The sequence below is a fragment of the Providencia sp. PROV236 genome (genome assembly GCF_033676985.1).
GTDB classification, from domain to species: Bacteria; Pseudomonadota; Gammaproteobacteria; order Enterobacterales; family Enterobacteriaceae; genus Providencia; species Providencia manganoxydans.
In genome coordinates this window covers 3,980,651-4,000,667 of record NZ_CP096297.1, presented here as the reverse complement: position 1 = coordinate 4,000,667, position 20,017 = coordinate 3,980,651, and the positions used below count along the sequence as shown (strand labels likewise).

Here is a 20,017-nt window from a genome sequence, read left to right as displayed (position 1 = left end):
AATATTCATGGCTAAAGTCGATGTAAGGTGCCCATTTTGTCAACAAACGCCCCCAGTGAAAAAACATGGATTAGGTAGCACTGGTCATCAACGTTATCGTTGCCAAGATTGCTGCCGAAGCTTCCAACTCGATTATAAATATCGTGCTTGCCAACCCGGAACTAAAGATAAAATTATCGACCTCACGATGAATAATGCCGGTATTCGTGATACTGCTAGGGCCCTTCATATCAGCATTAATGCGGTTGTTCGTACTTTAAAAAACTCTCGCCTAGACAGGTAACCTCTTTACCTCTTGATAATCTGCACATTGAACTCCTTTGCGAGGTCGATGAACAGTGGTCTTTTGTGACTAATAAGAAGCAACAACGCTGGCTTTGGTATGCGTGGGAGCCCCGCCTAAAACGGATTATTGCTCATACGTTTGGTCGTCGAAACAAAAGGACTCTTCGCCAGTTACTGGCTTTACTGTCTAGGTTTAATGTCGCTTTTTGGTGCACGGATAAGTTCAGTGCTTATGAGATATTGCCCAAGCAGAAACATGTAGCAAGTAAGTTTTATACGCAACGAATAGAAAGAGAGAATTTGAATCTGAGAAACCGCTTGAAGCGCCTTAACCGTAAGACGTTAGGTTACTCGAAGTCACCTGAAATGCATGACAAAATTATCGGGACATTCATTGAACGTGAACACTATCTATTATGATGATCTCTATATTGAATACACGACCCACCTCGGAGCAATTAACGAATAAAGGTATTGAAAGTATCTATAGTTATACTTTGTTTCATTACGATCAAGAAATGCGCCCGATCCTTGAGCAAGGTATTGAGTTAGGGCGGAGTTTTATCCAACCTGCTTATTGGGGAAAACGTGGTCTCGACTATTTGTGGTTAGGGATCGGGGCATATTTAGCAAAATATCCGCAATATCGTTACTTATTTGGTCCCGTTTCAATGTCAGGAACCATGCCAATTGCAGCGCGTGACCTATTAATTGCCTTTTATCGCCTCTATTTTTCCCCTGAACATGCCATGGCACAATCTCGACAGCCTTATCCAGCATCATTACCACAGGTGCTGGCACAGTTTTCTGGTGATAATTATCAAGATGACTTAATTAGGTTGAAAAGCTTATTGAGCAATATTGGCAGCTCAATCCCAACATTGTATAAGCAGTATACCGAGCTGTGTGAACCCGGTGGAGTACAGTTTATTGATTTTGGTACTGATCCTGCGTTTAACAACTGTATAGACGGATTGGTGTTGGTGGATCTCACTAAGTTAAAACCAACACGTTATCAGCGATATGTGGCGGTGCATTTAGGTAATGAGTCTAAAGAAGCGGAGACGTGACATGTCACACCATTTATATTGGTGATACTTCAAGTTGCAGCACCTTCCGTTAAGGTATGGTGACTATACTCATTCACTGGTCACCTAGCTGCACCTCGAATTATTTGGAGTCTATATTGATTATTTAAAGCAAATCTCAGCCCAACGAGTGAGGCCTGCGGTCACTGAGCCGAAATCATTACCACGTACAATCGGGATATTAGGCAACTGTTGTTCAATCGCCTGACATAACACAGGCGATTGCGCTGATCCGCCAGTCATAAAAATAGCATCGGGTTGAACCCCTCCTTGGCTTACTGCTTCTTTGACTAACTCAATCATTTTGCTTTTCGGCGATTCAATTGCATCGACCATTTGTGCTCGGCTAATATCAACTTCCAATATTTCATTGAGTAATGCGATGCGTACCAAGTAATTATCGTCTTTAGAAAGCGCGATTTTAGCCTCTTCTGCACGACGAACAAGGCTATAGCCTAATGTTTCATTATAGACTTCGATTAAACGTAATAGCTTCTCAGGCTCTTGTGCGTCTTGGCGTAAGCGATTAAGAGCTGCAAGATTTTGTTTTGCATAGAAATCTTTTTGTGCTTCAACATTATTAATAGCAATTGGGTTCCAAAATTGGCTGATTGGCATTTTGATCCCCGATACCATTTGGCTACTCATGCCAAAGTGATCCATCAATTTCTTTAATGCTAAATAAATATCAAGATCGTTCCCACCAACACGTTGGCCGCTATGTGCTAATAAGCTGTCGGCTCTATCCGTTTTTCCCCTGTAGCTAGGGCCCATTTTGATTAATGAGCAGTCGGTGGTTCCACCGCCAATATCGACGACCAGCACGGTTTGGTCTTGTGCTAACGCGGCTTCATATTCAAGGCCTGCGGCAACAGGCTCAAATTGAAATTCAATATGCCTAAAACCAGCCCGCTTTGCTGCTTTAATTAAGATAGCTTCAGCTTGTTGATTGGCGAGATCACCACCGCGACCGTGGAAGTTGATAGGGCGACCAATCACTGTATCTGTGATGGTGTGCTGAAGCTGTTGCTCTGCGGTGTGTTTAATATTGGCCATCATCGCGCAAACAAGATCTTCAAAAAAACTAATCTGCACTTCATGTAGACCAGATGCCCCAAGAAAGGATTTTGGAGATTTGACATAATAAACATCACGTGGATCTTTAAGGTACAGATCTAATGCAGCTTGGCCGAACACGATGTCTTCCGGTACTAGCTCAATACCTTCTTCGCGGTTATAAGCTATTGAGCGTCTAAGAATTTGCTCACCAACCACGTCGGACGGTGCAATATTTAAGTGGCGAAACAAATGCTCAGAGACCGATTCGCGAGTGGGTGCGCATAGAGTAGAAGGTATGTAGGTACTATGACCTTCTAATGGTAGTAGGGTAGGTTTACCTTGAACCATAATTGCCACAGCACAGTTTGATGTACCATAGTCAAAGCCAATAAACATTTCGCCTCCTCGTCTCTTTGTATTGCTGAAAAAGGCGGCAAACTTTACCGGAAGCGATGGTGAATTGCTACAGGAAAAGTGTGCTTAATTAAGTTAGATTAGTCTAACCACATTTATGAATGACAAACTGAGGTTCCTCAATGCCAATTGTTGAAATGTTAAGTACAGGGGATGAAGTACTGCATGGGCAGATTATCGATACTAATGCAGCTTGGTTGGCAGATTGTTTTTTCCAAGAAGGTTTTCCTTTAAATGGACGAACAACGACCGGTGATAACTTAGATGACTTGGTTAAGACACTGTGCGAACGCAGTCAACATGCCGATATTTTGATTGTTAACGGCGGGCTTGGGCCAACCAGTGATGATTTGAGTGCATTAGCTGCTGCGACAGCAGCAGGTGTTCCTTTGGTCGAACATGTGGAATGGATTGCAGTAATGGAACGTTACTTTGCTTCAAGGGAGCGAGTGATGCCGGAAACTAACCGTAAACAAGCATTGTTACCAGAAGGGGCTGAATTAATTGATAATCCAGTAGGTACGGCATGCGGTTTTGCCATGGAGCTCAATGGCTGTTGGTTATTTTTCACTCCTGGTGTTCCATCTGAATTTAAAGTGATGGTCGATGGACAAATTTTGCCACGGCTACGTCAACGGTACCCACTTAGTGAGCCACCTTTGTGTTTACGTTTAACCACCTTCGGCCGTAGTGAAAGTAGCTTAGCAACACAGTTTGATCCGTTATCTCTGCCTGAAAGTTGCGTACTTGGCTATCGTTCTTCCATGCCAATTATTGAATTGAAGTTGACAGGGCCGGCAACACAAAAGCAGTTAATGTTATCGCAGTGGCAAACTATTAAGTCTGAGGTGAATGAAAACCTGATTTTTGAGGGAACCGAAGGCTTACCTAACGTTATCTGTCACGATTTAAATCAACAACAATTACGTGTAGCAATCAGTGAAGAGTTTAGTGCGGGGTTATTGACTTGGACATTGAATTCGGTTTCGGCTCCCCTAAATGGCAGCAGTGTGCTCAATCAGCAAGAAGATCAAAGTTTAGCTGCCTTGATAATACGTGCCAGCACGATGGCTAAGCAAGAGGATGCACAAATTGGCTTGGCTATCGGTGATCATCATGATGGCTGTTTAAACTTAGCGTTGTATACTCCACAACAAAGCTATGCACAGCGTGTTCGTTATATGCCAAGTAACCATAGCACTAAAATAAAACAGGATGTGAGTGTGATGTTGATGCTGGATATGTTGTTACGTTGGCTAAGAGGGCGGAATGTATTTGGTCAATACGAATGGTTAGAGCAGTCAGAGACGTTGGTATTGTAGCCTGAACTACCATAATTGATTACATAGAATATGGATAAGGGACTTCTTAATAGCCTTGATAAATTTAATAAAATAGTGGGCAGTACAAACGTTTTACAATCAATAATTCATTTAGCAATATGTGCGTGTCATTACATTTTTCGCGAATGCAAATGCAAACTAATATCATTTGTGCTAATGACAAGGTAATATATACCCGTCATACTTCAAGTTGCAGCGTTGTTGACTACGCTCACTCGTGCAGTCACATAGTTTTCTATGCTCCTAGCGATTCGTTCACTTGTCGCTTAGCTGCACCTCGAATTATTTAGAGTATAGACGCCATTATTTGTATTATGGGCACAATTAGCACTCAACCTAGGTTGTGAACGATGATGCTAACCGTTGTGTTTATTGAATGAAAAAGACGGAGGTTATTGGATGTTTGTAAAATCATTAACATCAGGGTTGGTATTGTTATCGGCGTTGGTATTAGCGGGTTGTGATCAATCGAAAGAAACGACAACAACGTCCGCACCTGCTGAGAAGCAGGTGATGACAATTGAACATGCGCAAGGTAAAACAGAAGTTCCGCGTCACCCTGAAAAAGTGTTTGTAATGAATATGGAAACGCTCGATATCATGGATGCATTAGGTGTTCCTGTTGCAGGCCTACCACAAACAAACGTTCATCTTCCTAAGTTTCTTTCTAAATACAGCGGGACCGAATATATCAACGCAGGGACGCTGTTCGAACCGGCTTACGAAACGATTAGTAACGCTCAACCAGATCTAATTTTAGGTGGCAGCCGTGCTCGTGATGCGTATGACAAATTGAGTGCAATCGCACCAACAATTTCAATGGATATTGATAATAAGCATTTTATTGATAGCTTAAATGAGCGTACTAGCGAACTTGGTGTGCTGTTTGGTAAAGAGCAGCAAGCCGAGCAACTGGTTGCTGATTTCAAAGATAAAATAGCTAAAATTAAACAAAAAACACCTAATGCAGGAAAAGCGATGGTGATCTTGGTTAGTGGTGGCAAGATTTCTGCTTACGGCCCAGGTTCTCGTTTTGGTTTTATCTTTGATGAATTAGGTTTCGAACCTGCTTACGTGTTCCCTGATGATACTGGCAGACATGGTAATATTGTCAACGCAGAGCTGTTAGTCAAGTTAAACCCTGATTGGCTATTTGTGATTGATCGTGATAGTGCAATCGGCCGAACTGATGCTCAGCCAGCAGCGCAAGTCTTGGATAATGCATTAGTGAGAAAAACGTCTGCATGGAATAAACAACAAGTGACTTACCTTGATCCAACAGCGGTTTATATTGCGGGTGGGATCCAAACATACTCTCAATTAATGGACGATGTTAATAACGCATTAGAAAAAAGCCAAACAAATTAATCAATGAAAACGCTTTATCTCTTTTTTGGAATTATCGCATTATTGGTATTAGCCGTGATTAGTTTGTTTATCGGAGCGGGTGACGTGTCACCCGTTTCGCTTTTCACTGATCCAGAGATGCAAGATATCTTTTTTATCAGCCGAATTCCTCGAACCGTTTCTTTAATCCTTGCGGGTAGCGCGATGAGCGTAGCAGGGTTGATCATGCAACTGCTTACTCAAAACCGTTTTGTTGAGCCTTCGTTAGCGGGAACAACACAATCAGCGAGCTTAGGCTTGTTATTTGTGATGGTGCTTTTCCCAGCGGCAGGTATTATGACTAAAATGGTGGTGGCAAGTGGTTTTGCTTTGCTAGGCACCATGTTGTTTATGTTGCTGCTACGTAGAGTAATCTTAAAATCAGCCTTAATCGTCCCACTCGTTGGTATCATGCTTGGCGCTGTAATCAGTGCACTGACTATCTTCACAGCCTACTCTTTCGATTTATTACAATCTTTAGGTGCTTGGATGAGCGGTGATTTTTCTAGCGTTATCCAAGGCCGTTATGAGCTGTTATGGCTAGTTGGATTACTGACATTATTAGCCTGTTGGATTGCCGATAGTTTTACTGTTGCAGGTATGGGGCGTGAATTTGCAGTCAACGTCGGTTTAAATTACCGCAAAGTGATGACGATTGGCCTATCAATAATCGCATTAATTAGTGGTGTCGTGGTTGTGGTGGTAGGTGCGTTGCCGTTCTTAGGATTGATTATTCCAAACCTTGTCAGCTTAGTGATGGGGGATAATATTCGTAAAACACTGCCTTGGATTTGTATTGCGGGCGGCGGACTAGTTTTACTCTGTGACATTATTGGTCGCTTGGTTCGTTATCCCTTTGAGATCCCAGCTAGTGTGGTTTTAGGTGTGATTGGTGCGGTTATTTTCCTTTTTTTATTGTTGAAGCAGCAACGTTATGCAAAAAGTTAATGCGTCAGTGGTGTTACCTAAAAAAAGTATGACACCATTACAAAGAATATGGCTGTTATTAGGGTTATCAATTATCGCTATTGTCCTGTTTATGACGATTAACCTTGGTAATAATCTGGCTTATATTCTACCTCATCGAGGTTATATGGTACTGACGATGATACTTGTGGCATTTGCTTCAGGGGTTTCGACGGTACTGTTCCAAACTATCGCTAATAATAAAATTTTAACTCCCTCTATTATGGGGCTAGAAGCGTTATTCATTTTATTACAGACTATTTTCGTGTTTTATACCGATAGTCTGCCTGCGTCTTGGTTACTGAATATTGGTAAATTTTTATTAGAATCCTCTCTATTAGTATTATTTTCTGTGCTGCTATACCGCTGGTTGTTCGTATCTGCAAAACTGAATATTAATCTAGTACTGATGGTCGGTATTATTTTAGGAACCTTGTTCCAAAGTACAGCGACTTTGTTGCAACGTTTGATGGATCCTAATGAATTTTCGATCCTACAAAGTCGTATGTTTGCCACTTTTACTCGAGCAACACCTGAGTTAATTTTATTTACCCTTGTTATTACCTTGGTTGTCGGTATCTTGTTGTGGCGCATGCGTTATTGCTTTGATGTTTTGGCATTAGGGCAAGCGAATGCAATTAATTTAGGTATTAATTATCGCCAAAAAGTGACGGTGATTTTATTACTTATTTCTATTTTAGTGGCGGTGTCTACAGCCTTAGTTGGACCGTTGACTTTTTTAGGTTTAATGGTCGCTAACCTAGCCTATTTCATCAGTGGTAGCAGCCAACATCGTTATCTATTACCTGTCTCCTTTTTATTAGGTGTGATTGCATTGATTGGCGGGCAATTGATCCTCGATTATGGCCTAAATATGGCAGGTACGCTCTCTGTCGTGATTGAGTTTATCGGTGGCATATTCTTTATTTATATGGTGTTAAGAAGGTTTTAGTATGATTGAAATTAATCAGATATCGAAAAGTTATCAGGATACTAAGGTCTTAGATAACATCACGACCACCATTAAAAATAGTGGCATTACCTCGATTATAGGGCCTAATGGGGCGGGTAAATCAACGCTATTGTCAATCATTGGGCGTCTGCTCACCGCAGACTCGGGGCATGTAAAAGTCAATGAATTAGATGTTGTAAAGACGCCAAGTGATAAATTAGCGACGTATTTATCGGTGTTGCGTCAAGAGAACCAATTTGCCAGCCGATTAACCGTCGAAGAGCTGGTGGGGTTTGGGCGCTTTCCTTATACTAAAGGGCGCTTAACTATTGATGATAAAAAGAAAATTGATGAGTCACTCAATTTTTTAAATTTATCTAATTTGCGTTATCGTTATTTGGATGAATTATCAGGGGGACAACGCCAACGTGCTTATGTCGCAATGGTACTGTGCCAAGACACGGAATATGTGCTACTGGACGAGCCACTTAACAACCTAGATATGAAGCATGCAGTGATTATGATGAAGTTGTTACGCCGTGCCGCAGATGAATTAGGTAAAACGATTATCTTAGTGATCCACGATATTAACTTTGCGTCAGTTTATTCAGATCATATCATCGCGATGAGAGCGGGGAGATTGGCTTATCACGGTGCGCCGAATGACATTATGAAAGCAGAAATTATCGAAGATATTTTTGACACGCCGATCGAAGTAAAATCCGTCGATAATAAGTTAATTGCGATGTATTACTAGGGGGGTATTTATCTTTGCAGGTAAGTTTTGATGTGAATTAAAGCCATTTTAGTCAAAGGAAATAGGCTTGCCACCTAGATAAGTTAAGGATAAAGCCGCGTTCAATATCTTGAAGCGGCTTTATAAAATTATTTCTTAGGGCGAACAGCAGTCACTTCGATCTCTACACGCCAAGCTGGATTTGCTAATTTAGCCACTTGGAATGTTGAACGAGCAGGTAGATTCTCTGATTTGTCATTATAGAATTTTGAATATCCAGCCATAAAGCCAGCAAAATCCATATTTCCTTGGGTTTCATCACCACCGACCAAGAAAACTTGCATTTTGACAACATCATTCATGGTCAGACCTAATTTTTCTAAGTGGTCTTTGATTTGATTCATGATGTTAACAGTCTGAACTTCAGTGTTACCGTAAGACTCTAAAACACCTTCAGGTGCATCTTTAGAGATCTTAGTAGGAACTTTCCCGCTTAGGAAAATGATATCATTGTTAGCGCTAATTTCTACGGATTCAGCGATAGGCATTCCTTGTAGCTTATGGGTTTTAACACCTTCAGCATTTGCACTTGCTACACCCAAAATCAACGGAAGGGAAAGCAGTAAAGTTTTATAGCGCATGTAAGCTCCTTAACATTATCAAAATTATATACTCTTCATAATTCAAGTTGCAGCCTTTCCCATATAGGGAGTGACATCGTTGACTCACACTAGTCACCTAGCTGCACCTCGAATTATTTAGAGTACATTAAGTGTATAAATACTCGTAAAAAAAGCGTTCTTATTACTCAGTAAAACGAGATAGCCTGTATGGATGTGGATCGATAACGGGTTTGGTATCCATTAATAGATCCGCAGTCAGTTGACCAGACGCAGGGCTTTCTGTCATACCCCAACCTGTTGCTGTATTGATAACAAGGCCCGGGTATTGTTCAATTTTAGAGATGATTGGTATTTCATCATCTGTTGGGCTAACGGTACCACCCCAACGTTCAACTACTTTAGACTCTTTAAATACTGGGAATTCTTTTCTCAGTCGTTCCAGTACTCCATCAAGATGTTCAGTATTTGGTGTATTGGTTGCGGTACGGAACTCTTCAAATGGTGTCTTCTCATCTAATTGCCATGAAGTTGCCATGGTAAATGAGTTAAAGAGATCTTTACCGATAGAGAATTCTAATGGCAGCTCACCACCTTGTAGCAGGTGCATAAAGCGTGGCCCTAGCAGGAAGCTATCTTTAACAATTGAGCTGGTGAAGATGCGAGGAGCAACTGCATAAGTCCCATCAGCTTGTTCACGGAAGTGGATACCATTTGGTAAGTGTACGTTACCTTTTGGTGCACCAGGTACGCCAGTAATGCGTTGCTGAGACAGATAAACGTTCAGTGTTGGAACATCAATACCAAGGTTGCCCATAAATAGGCGAGACCAGATACCGCCGGTCAGAACAACGTTAGAGGTTTTGATTGAGCCTTTTTCGGTGACAACATCAGAGATTTTGCCGCCAGCTGTTTCAATACCGCGTACTGCACAATTAGTGTAGATGCGGATACCCAATGATTTTGCGTAGTTAGCCATCGTTGGTGTCACAACTTCAGGGTCAAGGCTACCTGAGTCTTCTTCAAAGCCAGCGATTTTCCAAGGTGTTTGAGCACCGGCAAGGCGTTGAGCTAGCTCATCACCTTCGATCATACGGGTTCTAAGTGGAGTGTCGAAACCTGGATTTTCCGCTGTTTTTCTGATCCACTCTCTTGAGATTTCTAAGTCTTCTTCACTAGAAGGAACCTCTACACGGCCTTGAACACGGAAACTGGTGTCAGCACCAATTTTTTCATTCATGCCATTCCATAAAATTTTTCCATAGTGGTGTAATGGAAAAATCTCTGGCGAGGTTTTGTAGCTAATAATTTGGCTATAGGCACGGCCTGATTGCTCGCCACCTACAACGCCTTTCTCGCAAATAACAACATTCATTCCTCTTTCTGTAAGATTAATTGCAGTCATTATTCCTTGAAGGCCGGCACCGATAACTACGGCATCAGCAGCTTTTGGTAATGCGCCTTCAGTACCTGCTACCGCAGGAACACGAGATTTAGTAGTTTCAAAACGACCTTCTCTGCGGATCATTGGAACAACCGCAGCACCCCCTGCGAGAACACCCGCAGCACCGACCCCTAAAAGTAGTTTTCTTCTCGAGATTTTCATCTATAACCTCAATAATAACCTTAGTTTTTATATAGTAAATTATTACAATTTAAGATAATCATATTACCATAATTCACTGTATTGTTAATTAGGGGTATTATTTGTTAATGATATTAAGTGAAATGCTAATATTCGTAACCGAATATAGTCAAGCCTGTAAAGGCTTTACGCGGTTTCTTGATAAAAAGGGCTATTTTAAGGAAGGAAAAAACGCAGGTTAATGTCAGATTAAGTGTACAGTCATTATTTTTCTGACTAAAGTAAAGTTAAAATTAGTTTCATTTGGTAAGTAATAAACAAAAATACTTAAATTAGCCAAATAATGTTCAGTTTTTTATTATGTGTTTAATCGATAAGGTTTGATAAATAACGTAATAAATTTGCGGCTTCAATGAATTTAATTTGCCTTATGGATTGATGGTGTGGTTGAAAAATAACTTTCTATTGCATAAGGTTTTCTAAATATCACTATTTATGTGGTTTTACTTATTTAAAATGATATTTTGGTTTTGTCTTGTTTTTATATTTAAATAGCGTCACATGTTGTTTACACTATTGTTTAATAAAATAGATAAATATATTTATCATAATTTTTTCCTTTATATACAATTGGTTGTTGTTTTCTTATTTTGTTTAAGTACGTGGTTAGTCATTTTTACTGATAAATTTATTAAATTTGAATCTAGTTGTTAACTCATTCTGTAAAATATACTAACAATTTATTTGGGGTTATTGTGAGTACCAAATTCATTAATATTGGAAACAACCTTTTTATTCCAATATTAATTTCGCTTGTTTTTTGAGTAAATATTGTATCTAAACTAAGCTAATTCGCGAGGAAATTAATGATACTCCCTACTGTGAGTGATTTTTGGGAAAATACTTTCATTTAAAGCCTTTTTGTCGAATTCGCGGTGCAAAATAGCGATGAATAAACATAGATTTGTTCTATATTGGTTTATTATTTTGCTGTCGCAATAAAAATGAATTTATGAACAAAAGTACGCGGAATAATTAATCGTATTTAACAGCTTTTATCTTTAATAAAGTGTTTAATGTATTGGCTTAGCGGTGGTGGGCTGGATAGTGTTTCTGGTTTATTGCTAATACTACCATGGTACTCGTGGAAAATTTTTTGCATGAAAGTTAATCCATCCTGATCTAGGGTTAATAAGAATCGGTGTAATAGATCAAGTGTTAATGGTGTTATGCCATTCTCATAACGAGAAATTTGTTGTTGGCTAATTCCCATTAACTTTGCGAGTTGTTTACCCGTGATGTTTTTTTCTTTTCTTGCTTTGCGTAAAAAAAGACCTGCTAATGCAGTCAGTCTATTTTCTTCCATATTCAGTTTCTATCAAATTTTCTGTGTGAAGGTAATGTCATGGTTGGCTATATATAGCATTTACTATAGCGAGTTAATACCGGATGTAAAAATGTTTGTATCTAATTAGATGGTGATTTTTGATAGGTTAATTCTATCATGCATGTATTTTCGATCGTTTTTTTCGATGTAAATGGTTTGTGTAATCTCATTTTTTTTGTTTATTGAAAGGTTAAATATATGATAAAAATAGTCATTTTAGGAGTTGTTTTTATCTTAAATTCTAATTATGGTTTTAAAATTAATGTAATCGATCTTTAATTTTCTTTTGTTCGATATTAAATTTTTGAATCATTTTGTTTCAATTTATTACTGATTGAAATGATTTTTGTGAGGCTAAAAAGAGGGAGACGCAAAGTGGATAGGCTTTTTGTGCTTTTGTAGCAATAATTTTTCATGTACCACGTTATTTAATTTTTTAGTCATATTTCGACGATATTGTTTTGCACCTACAATATCTGAATATGGCTAATTTATAATGTTTATTTCACGAAAAGAATGCTTACTTATGTTAGTGTTAGGTGCATTAGCACCTGCTTATGCAGTCGAAGAACGGATCATAAACGCAACCGAATTAATTATTAGTTTTAGTCAATTAAATAATACCGATGCAGGAAAAAATATTTTAAGTCAAAATATTGCAACAGTTATCTCTATCAATAACTCTTCTACTGAAGAACTACGCCAACAAGCGATTTATGATAATACCATTGCTGCATTGTTTGGTTCTATGTCAAATGGCTTACTGGTTTCTGATGCTTTAGGGGAAACAATGAGTCAGATATTTGCTAAAAATAATAGTATTAATGAGAACATGTATAGTGCTTCAATATTCTCATCAAGTTTCGAAAAACTATTATTTGAAGCTAATACACTGACTCAGGAAAATACGACCTTTGCTAAAAATTTTTATGCCAATGGGAGTATTGATGGCGATCTTAATAATCTCGCAACGGATATTACATTGCCTGAAGATGGTTTTTATAATATTTATGATATTGCTTACCAACCGGATAATGAACATAAAAATACAGTGGGGAACTCTCGTCCAGTTCAAGTCTCTGCTGATAATATCGAAAGTTTTGATGGTATAGATTTTTTTGGTCATGTGGTTGATGGACAAAATGATATTTTATCTACGGTGGTCAGTAATGCCGCCTTCCCTAGCGGCCACTCAACATTTGGTTTTACGACAACGTTACTGTTTGCTGAAATGATCCCTGAATTATTTCAAGCATTTTTATATCGTGGGGCTGAGTATGCTAACAGCCGTGTAGTGTTGGGAGTGCATTATCCTCTAGATGTCATTGGAGCGCGTATAATGACACTCTATACGTTAACGCAACTATTGAATAACAACCCTGATTATTTAAATCAAGATACCGTATCGTTGTTAGGGCAAACTGTAACAACATCAAATGATTTTCAATCATTAATAGCAGATGCACAATTGGATCTGCGCTCACTACTTGAAATGGGATGTAATAGCACTATCGCTGACTGTATTGTCGATAACAGTACTGCTGATGAGTTGCAAAAGAAAAAAGAACAATATACATGGAGCTTAACTTATGGTTTATCTGCGATTGGCCCAACAGATTTAGCTCCTGTTGTTCCTGAAGGTGCTGAAATATTGCTTGCAACTCGGTTTCCTTATTTAACTAATGAACAAAGGCGAGATGTTTTGGCGACAACTGAAATTGAATCAGGCCACGCCCTAGATGATGGTTCTGGTTGGGCTAGGTTAAATTTATATGCAGCCGTGGACGGTTATGGAGCATTTAATGGTGATATCCATATCATCATGGATAGCAGTAAAGGTGGTTTTAATGCCTATGATGTATGGGGAAATGATATTACTGGTGATGGACACTTTATTAAAGATGGATCAGGTGCTCTTGAACTGACTGGTAACAATAGTTTTTCAGGAACGACAACAGTTATGGAAGGTGGCCTAATTATTAATGGCTACCATGGTAATTCACTCGTTAATGTTCAAGATAATGGGATCCTTTCAGGCACTGGCACCATAGGTGCATTGAATGTTGAAAAAGGCGCAGTCATTGCTCCGGGTAATAGTATTGGCACTTTATCTGTGAAGGGGGATGTGATATTTGATGAAGGCGCTTTCTATTTAATGCAATATTCCCTTGATGGAGGGAATGATTTAATTCAAAGCGATGGTATGGCACAAATTAATAATGCTGACCTTATTATTTCTCTCTCTGAATGGGGTAATTTACTGCAATATAACAATGTTAATAGCTTTCTTAATCAAGAGATGACTATTTTAACAGCGCTGAAGGGGCTAAGTGGTGAATTTAATCAGTTAGAACCTTATTCTTTATTTCTAGACTCGTCATTAAATTACACAGAGAACTCTGTCATATTAAATTTTAAACGTAATGATGTTCTCTTTACCGATATCGCTTTGACTAAAAATGAGCGTTCTATTGCTAGCGCTATTGATTCAATGGCTGCCGGTCATCCTATCTATGAAAGTATGTTGATACTAACTAATGAAAATGAGGTTAGAGACATATACCATCAATTATCAGGTCAAATTTATGCGGATATCACTTCTGCAATGATTAATGATAGCTACTATTTACGTGACACACTCAATCAGCGGCTATTGCAATCCAGTGGTCGTAACGTCGCACCGGATATTAAAGTAAACTCAAGTGGTGCTTGGGCTAAAATACATCGTGCTTGGGGACATGCTTCAGGAACTTCGAATTCAAGAGGTTATCGAACATCAAATTATGGTGTGTTATTAGGTATTGATTCCGTTTTTGATCATGGCTGGCAAGGGGGGATAGTAACCGGCTATACACAAGCAACAGTTGACAATGGCTATCGTACGAATGCCGAAGCTCATCAATATCATATCGGTGTTTATGGCAGTAAAAATTTTGATAATGTGATGATACGTTCTGGTGCGACATACTCTTTATATAATATAGATACTCAACGTTCTATTCAGTACTACGAACAACAGGATTATTTAACAGGTAATTATTCAGCAAATGTCTCGCAAATATTTATTGAGGTGGCACAGAAGACTACCTTTAACAATGTGAACATAGAGCCTTTTTTTAATCTGGCTTATGTGAATATGCGAAGTACTGATATTAACGAGATGGGAGGGATTACAGCATTGCATGAAAATAAACAAAGTGCAGATGCTAAAATATCGATATTAGGATTAAGAGCGGAAACTGAATTACCAATAGGGCAATCATTGTACTTAAATCTTCATAATGAATTGGGTTGGCAGCACCAACTTGATAATGTTAATCGAGATATGTCTTTGGTACTGAAAGGATCAAATCAACATTTTACTGTGAGTAGTGTCCCTGCCTCAAGAAATGGTGCTGTAGTAAACGTTGGTGCTGATTTGTTCATGAGCAAAAATGCTAAGATATATTTAGATTATTCAGGAAGCTTATCTTCAAACTATCAAGATAATAATGTTGCTCTTGGGATTAACTGGACGTTTTAAAAAATAAATTAAAAGGTTTATAGCGAAATATTGCTATAAACCCTTTTTAAGCTACCTAGTGTTTATCATTTAAATATTTAGGTTCTTTAGGTAATTTAAAGCAACATAACAAACAGATAACGAGTACGACCATGACATAAATAAAGAATGCATTTTCTGCGCCACTGGCTTTAAATTGTAATGCAACAGACGGGGCTGAGCCGCCAAATATTGCATTACCAATAGCATAGGAAACACCGACCCCTAGCGCACGTAAGTGAGGGGGAAACATTTCTGCTTTTACCAACCCACTAATCGACGTATAGAAGCTGAGTAACATCATTAAAAATATTAACAGTAAGGCGATAATGATAGGGGATTGAGCGAAATGGCGCATGCCTAATACCATCACCGGATAGATAAATATAATCATCGACAATGTGAAAGTGATCATAGCTGCGCGGCGACCTATTTTATCGGAAATGATACCAAATAATGGTTGAGATATCATGAAGACAAACAATGAGGTGGTCATGATATAGCCGACGACTTTACTATCAATACCGATGTTGGTGAGATAGGTTTTTGAGTAAACGGTAATAATATAAAAGCATAAAGATCCTGCCGCAGTATAGCCAATAACTAATATAAAGGATTGCCAATGCTGTTTTAGTAGGGCAATTAAAGATCCGGATTCTTTAGATTCTGATGCATCATTACTTAATGTTTCATCTAACCGTTTTCTCGCAATCAGCGACACAATAGCTGCAAAGCCGCCAAGAACAAACGGGATCCGCCAAGCGCCATCATGCAATTGTTGTTCGCTGAGAAATGCTAACATGATGACACTGAGCAAACTGGCAAGTAATTGCCCGCCAGACAGAGTGACATATTGGAATGATGCAAAAAAGCCCCGTTGCCCTTTAAGACCGAGTTCGCTCATATAGGTTGCAACAGCACCATATTCACCGCCAACAGATAAACCTTGCAGTAGGCGTACTAACAACAATAAAAGAGGCGCTAACATACCGACCTGTGCATAAGTTGGGAGAGCAGCAAACAGGAAAGAACTGAAGCCCATTAAATAGATTGAAGCGACCATTGAGCGCTTTCTGCCATGTCGATCGGCGATACGCCCAAATAACCAACTACCAATCGGGCGCATAAAGAAACTTGCAGCGAATACTCCCCAAACATAAATAGATTGAGTGAGCGGTTCCATCGTTTGTGGGGTGAGTGCTTTGGTAAAATATGCAGCAAACACGGCATAAATATAAAAATCAAACCATTCAACCAAGTTGCCCGAAGCTGCCCCAACGATCCCACGAATACATTTTGCTTTTGCGTTTGCATCTAACGAGGCATCGGCTTTTTTTGCACCAACTTGAGATATTTCCAATTTATCACCACCGCAACAAAATTAACAATAATTTAACTAATAGCGATATTCACTTATCGAGTCAATATTTGACCGCTCATTAAATTAAATATTGAGATCAACATCCTGTTTTTAATGTCTCTTTTAGATAAATCATAGTGTTTAATTTTAATAGTAACTCTGTGTTTTAAAAGGTTTTTTTAAGTGTTTTATTTAGTTGTTATTCTAAATTTAATTTGCTCAGACTTTAAGCAGATAAAATTGGATTAATCCTAATAGGTTGTCTATAAATCTATAGATAAGTCTAAATAAGATTTTGTTTGACGGAAAACACTAACGGCCTTATAGCGCAAGGGAAAAGAGAGGGTTAAATCTAATTAAGTTTATTTAAGGAGAAAATAGAACATTTAAGCTAGGGAATGAAAATGGAAATTATTTCTATTTAAATACCTTTTATTAAGTTTTTGTTAGCTAATTGATATGTGAATATTTGTTAACATCAAGTTTTTGCGCATATCATGATATATTAAATCAGAAGCTGTTTTCCTTGTATATTGTTATCTCCTAGCATCAATTTATCATTTCTTTTTTTTATAAAAACACGCGCTATATATTTTATTATATAAATAACATTGATAATTGATATGTTAAGTCAATGATTTTGTGTGATTCATTGACTTTATAATCGGTGCATTTATTGATGTAAGACAATCTCTTAAATTTAATGATAGGTATTATTAATCATATCAAAATTTAATTACCTTCAATTATGCGGGCAATCGTTTTATTGAGAATAGCACGCATCATATTTGATAGAAATCGCTACTTCTAACACTTTAAAAAAATTAATTGAGTGAGTTATGTATGGCAAATATGAAAGAGAAAGCATCGGTTTTTGCTCCTCTGACCCGTCGAGGATTTGTTAAGGCAAGTACGATCACGGGTTTGGCTGCGGCGGCTGGGGGATTTTCTCTTCCATTTCGCGCTTCAGCAGCGACAGAGCAAAAAGTAGCAACTCCAATAGCAGATGAAAAAGTCGTTTGGAGTGCATGTACTGTAAACTGCGGCAGCCGCTGTCCATTGCGCATGCATGTGGTTGATGGCGAAATCAAATACGTCGAAACCGATAATACAGGTGATGATGTTTATGAAGAGTTGCATCAAGTGCGTGCGTGTTTACGTGGGCGCTCTATGCGTCGCCGTGTTTATAATCCTGACCGTCTACGCTATCCAATGATGCGTGTAGGTAAACGTGGCGAAGGTAAATTCAAACGGATCAGTTGGGATGAGGCTTTTGATGTCATTGCCGACAACATGAAACGTTTAATTAAAGACTATGGCAATGAGTCTATTTACCTCAATTACGGTACTGGTACCTTGGGTGGCACCATGACCAAATCATGGCCGCCAGGAGCTACCTTGATCGCCCGATTAATGAATTGTTGTGGTGGCTATTTAAACCATTATGGTGACTACAGTACCGCACAAATCGCCGCAGGTTTAAATTATACCTATGGCGGCTGGGCTGATGGTAATAGCCCTTCTGATATTGAAAATTCTAAATTGGTCGTGATGTTTGGTAATAACCCCGGTGAAACACGTATGAGTGGCGGCGGGGTGACTTATTATGTTGAACAGGCTCGCGAAAAATCCAATGCTAAAATGATCATCATCGATCCTCGTTATACCGACACAGGTGCTGGTCGTGAAGATGAATGGATCCCTATTCGCCCAGGAACTGATGCGGCATTAGTCAGTGCGCTTGCTTATGTCATGATCCAAGAAAATTTAATTGATAAGCCGTTTCTTGATAAATATTGTGTCGGTTATGACGAAACAACAATGCCCGCAGGCGCACCTGAAAATGCGCACTACAAAGCTTACATTCTTGGCGATGGGCCTGATGGTCAACCAAAAACGCCTGAGTGGGCGGCTGCGATCACGGGGATCCCCGCATCACGGATCGTAAAATTAGCGCGTGAAATTGGTACAGCAAAACCTGCTTATATTGTGCAAGGTTGGGGTCCACAACGTCGCTCTAATGGTGAATTAGCTTCTCGCGCGATTTCAATGTTAGCAATTCTGACGGGCAATATTGGTATTAATGGCGGTAATACGGGCGCTCGTGAAGGATCGTATAGCATTCCTTTTGTTCGTATGCCTACATTAACTAATCCAGTGACGACCAGTATCTCTATGTTTATGTGGACGGATGCAATTTTACGTGGCCCTGAAATGACGGCGACTCGTGATGGTGTTCGTGGTAAAGATAAACTAGATGTGCCAATTAAAATGGTATGGAACTATGCAGGCAACTGTTTGGTTAATCAGCACTCGGAAATTAACCGTACTCATGACATCTTACAAGATGAGTCGAAGTGCGAGATGATTGTGGTGATTGATAACCATATGACAGCGTCTGCAAAATATGCCGATATCCTACTACCTGATTGTACAGCATCAGAACAGATGGATTTTTGTATGGATGCTTCTGCTGGCAACATGTCCTATGTCATTTTTGCCGATCAGGCAATTAAACCGCGTTTTGAAAGCCGCAATATCTATGAAATGACCAGTGAAATTGCTAAACGTATGGGCGTTGGTGAGCAGTTTACTGAAAATCGTACCCAAGAAGAGTGGTTACGCCACCTGTATGAGCAGTCTCGCGCTGCATTGCCTGAGCTACCAACATTTGAAGAGTTCCGTGCGCAAGGTATTTTCAAAAAACGTGACCCTAACGGCCATCATGTGGCTTATCAGAGCTTCCGTGAAGATCCTGTTGCCAATCCACTAACCACACCTTCCGGCAAAATTGAAATTTATTCAGCACAGCTGGCGGAACTGCAAAAGACATGGGAGCTGAATGCAGGGGATGAAATACATCCATTACCAATATATTCCGTTGGCTTTGAGCAGTACGGCGACCCATTAATGGAGAAATACCCATTACAGTTAACCGGTTTTCATTATAAGTCACGTACACACTCGACGTACGGTAACGTTGATGTATTAAAAGCGGCATGTCCTCAAGAGCTATGGATTAACCCTCAAGATGCGGCAAAACGCGATGTAAAACATGGCGATTTAGTGCGTATATTTAATGATCGTGGTGAGGTTCGCGTTAAAGTTAAAGTGACACCGCGTATTCTGCCAGGCGTTGTAGGTCTCGGTGAAGGTGCTTGGTATGACCCTGATGGGAATCGAGTGGATCATGCAGGAAGTATTAATGTATTAACCACGCAACGTCCATCGCCTTTGGCGAAAGGTAACCCATCACACTCTAATCTTGTTGAAGTTGTGAAAGCTTAAGGATGCC

13 protein-coding genes and 1 pseudogene are annotated in these 20,017 nt (G+C 39.4%); 9 read left to right on the top strand and 5 right to left on the bottom strand.

Annotation, left to right across the window (positions count from 1 at the left end):
* The first annotated feature begins 7 nt into the window (after positions 1 to 7).
* Together M1E96_RS18540 and M1E96_RS18535 are read left to right on the top strand one after the other, a co-directional pair.
* A protein-coding gene (locus tag M1E96_RS18540) for an IS1 family transposase (protein WP_104872948.1) occupies positions 8 to 705 on the top strand; the annotation gives its coding sequence in 2 pieces (ribosomal slippage) (positions 8 to 257 and positions 257 to 705; 699 coding nt in all).
* 23 nt (positions 706 to 728) lie between these two features.
* Positions 729 to 1,355, top strand: a pseudogene (locus M1E96_RS18535) (GNAT family N-acetyltransferase); the annotation flags it as partial.
* A gap of 120 nt (positions 1,356 to 1,475) precedes the next feature.
* Here the strand turns inward: M1E96_RS18535 and yegD are convergent.
* The gene (gene yegD, locus M1E96_RS18530) at positions 1,476 to 2,828 is read right to left on the bottom strand and encodes a molecular chaperone (protein WP_319067211.1); all 1,353 of its coding nucleotides are present in this window, start codon (positions 2,826 to 2,828) and stop codon (positions 1,476 to 1,478) included.
* Between the two features lie 140 nt (positions 2,829 to 2,968).
* Between yegD and M1E96_RS18525 the strand changes: the two genes are divergently transcribed.
* The 5 genes from M1E96_RS18525 (at position 2,969) to M1E96_RS18505 (ending at position 8,250) form a co-directional block, all read left to right on the top strand.
* Positions 2,969 to 4,168: a nicotinamide mononucleotide deamidase-related protein YfaY gene (locus M1E96_RS18525; protein ID WP_070925346.1), complete on the top strand. Its 1,200-nt coding sequence runs from the start codon at positions 2,969 to 2,971 to the stop codon at positions 4,166 to 4,168.
* A 420-nt stretch (positions 4,169 to 4,588) separates the two neighbouring features.
* Positions 4,589 to 5,557, top strand: coding sequence for a siderophore ABC transporter substrate-binding protein (locus M1E96_RS18520; protein WP_140182957.1), 969 nt, complete (start codon positions 4,589 to 4,591; stop codon positions 5,555 to 5,557).
* Positions 5,558 to 5,560: 3 nt separating this feature from the next.
* On the top strand, positions 5,561 to 6,523 hold the full coding sequence (locus tag M1E96_RS18515; protein WP_140182958.1) for an ABC transporter permease: 963 nt from the start codon (positions 5,561 to 5,563) through the stop codon (positions 6,521 to 6,523).
* Complete coding sequence (locus M1E96_RS18510; protein ID WP_140182959.1) at positions 6,510 to 7,493, top strand: iron chelate uptake ABC transporter family permease subunit; 984 nt, start codon at positions 6,510 to 6,512, stop codon at positions 7,491 to 7,493. Before M1E96_RS18515 ends, M1E96_RS18510 begins: the two co-directional genes overlap by 14 nt.
* A gap of 1 nt (position 7,494) precedes the next feature.
* Positions 7,495 to 8,250 carry an ABC transporter ATP-binding protein gene (locus M1E96_RS18505; protein ID WP_070925350.1) on the top strand — a complete coding sequence of 252 codons (756 nt, stop codon included), beginning with the start codon at positions 7,495 to 7,497 and terminating at the stop codon, positions 8,248 to 8,250.
* 128 nt (positions 8,251 to 8,378) lie between these two features.
* Here M1E96_RS18505 and M1E96_RS18500 read toward each other — a convergent pair whose 3' ends face one another.
* The 3 genes from M1E96_RS18500 to M1E96_RS18490 form a co-directional block, all read right to left on the bottom strand.
* Positions 8,379 to 8,870: a RidA family protein gene (locus M1E96_RS18500; protein ID WP_070925351.1), complete on the bottom strand. Its 492-nt coding sequence runs from the start codon at positions 8,868 to 8,870 to the stop codon at positions 8,379 to 8,381.
* 163 nt (positions 8,871 to 9,033) lie between these two features.
* Complete coding sequence (locus M1E96_RS18495; RefSeq protein ID WP_319067207.1) at positions 9,034 to 10,455, bottom strand: FAD-binding oxidoreductase; 1,422 nt, start codon at positions 10,453 to 10,455, stop codon at positions 9,034 to 9,036.
* Positions 10,456 to 11,479: 1,024 nt separating this feature from the next.
* Positions 11,480 to 11,800 (bottom strand): helix-turn-helix transcriptional regulator, encoded by a 321-nt coding sequence (locus M1E96_RS18490; protein ID WP_319067206.1) that lies wholly within the window; start codon positions 11,798 to 11,800, stop codon positions 11,480 to 11,482.
* Between the two features lie 547 nt (positions 11,801 to 12,347).
* Here M1E96_RS18490 and M1E96_RS18485 point away from each other — a divergent pair.
* Entirely contained in the window at positions 12,348 to 15,344 is a 2,997-nt protein-coding gene (locus M1E96_RS18485) for an autotransporter domain-containing protein (RefSeq protein ID WP_369427276.1), read from the top strand.
* A 55-nt stretch (positions 15,345 to 15,399) separates the two neighbouring features.
* Here the strand turns inward: M1E96_RS18485 and M1E96_RS18480 are convergent, their stop codons facing one another.
* The gene (locus tag M1E96_RS18480) at positions 15,400 to 16,722 is read right to left on the bottom strand and encodes an MFS transporter (protein ID WP_319067202.1); all 1,323 of its coding nucleotides are present in this window, start codon (positions 16,720 to 16,722) and stop codon (positions 15,400 to 15,402) included.
* Between the two features lie 852 nt (positions 16,723 to 17,574).
* On the opposite strand from M1E96_RS18480, the gene dmsA reads away from it, so the two are divergent.
* On the top strand, positions 17,575 to 20,010 hold the full coding sequence (dmsA, locus tag M1E96_RS18475) for a dimethylsulfoxide reductase subunit A (RefSeq protein WP_140182963.1): 2,436 nt from the start codon (positions 17,575 to 17,577) through the stop codon (positions 20,008 to 20,010).
* Positions 20,011 to 20,017: the final 7 nt, after the last annotated feature.

Coding starts and splice junctions, on each gene's coding strand:
- yegD (WP_319067211.1), bottom strand. CDS start 2,828: ATGTTTATTGGCTTTGACTATGGTACATCAAACTGTGCTGTGGCAATT.
- M1E96_RS18525 (WP_070925346.1), top strand. CDS start 2,969: ATGCCAATTGTTGAAATGTTAAGTACAGGGGATGAAGTACTGCATGGG.
- M1E96_RS18520 (WP_140182957.1), top strand. CDS start 4,589: ATGTTTGTAAAATCATTAACATCAGGGTTGGTATTGTTATCGGCGTTG.
- M1E96_RS18515 (WP_140182958.1), top strand. CDS start 5,561: ATGAAAACGCTTTATCTCTTTTTTGGAATTATCGCATTATTGGTATTA.
- M1E96_RS18510 (WP_140182959.1), top strand. CDS start 6,510: ATGCAAAAAGTTAATGCGTCAGTGGTGTTACCTAAAAAAAGTATGACA.
- M1E96_RS18505 (WP_070925350.1), top strand. CDS start 7,495: ATGATTGAAATTAATCAGATATCGAAAAGTTATCAGGATACTAAGGTC.
- M1E96_RS18500 (WP_070925351.1), bottom strand. CDS start 8,870: ATGCGCTATAAAACTTTACTGCTTTCCCTTCCGTTGATTTTGGGTGTA.
- M1E96_RS18495 (WP_319067207.1), bottom strand. CDS start 10,455: ATGAAAATCTCGAGAAGAAAACTACTTTTAGGGGTCGGTGCTGCGGGT.
- M1E96_RS18490 (WP_319067206.1), bottom strand. CDS start 11,800: ATGGAAGAAAATAGACTGACTGCATTAGCAGGTCTTTTTTTACGCAAA.
- M1E96_RS18485 (WP_369427276.1), top strand. CDS start 12,348: ATGTTAGTGTTAGGTGCATTAGCACCTGCTTATGCAGTCGAAGAACGG.
- dmsA (WP_140182963.1), top strand. CDS start 17,575: ATGAAAGAGAAAGCATCGGTTTTTGCTCCTCTGACCCGTCGAGGATTT.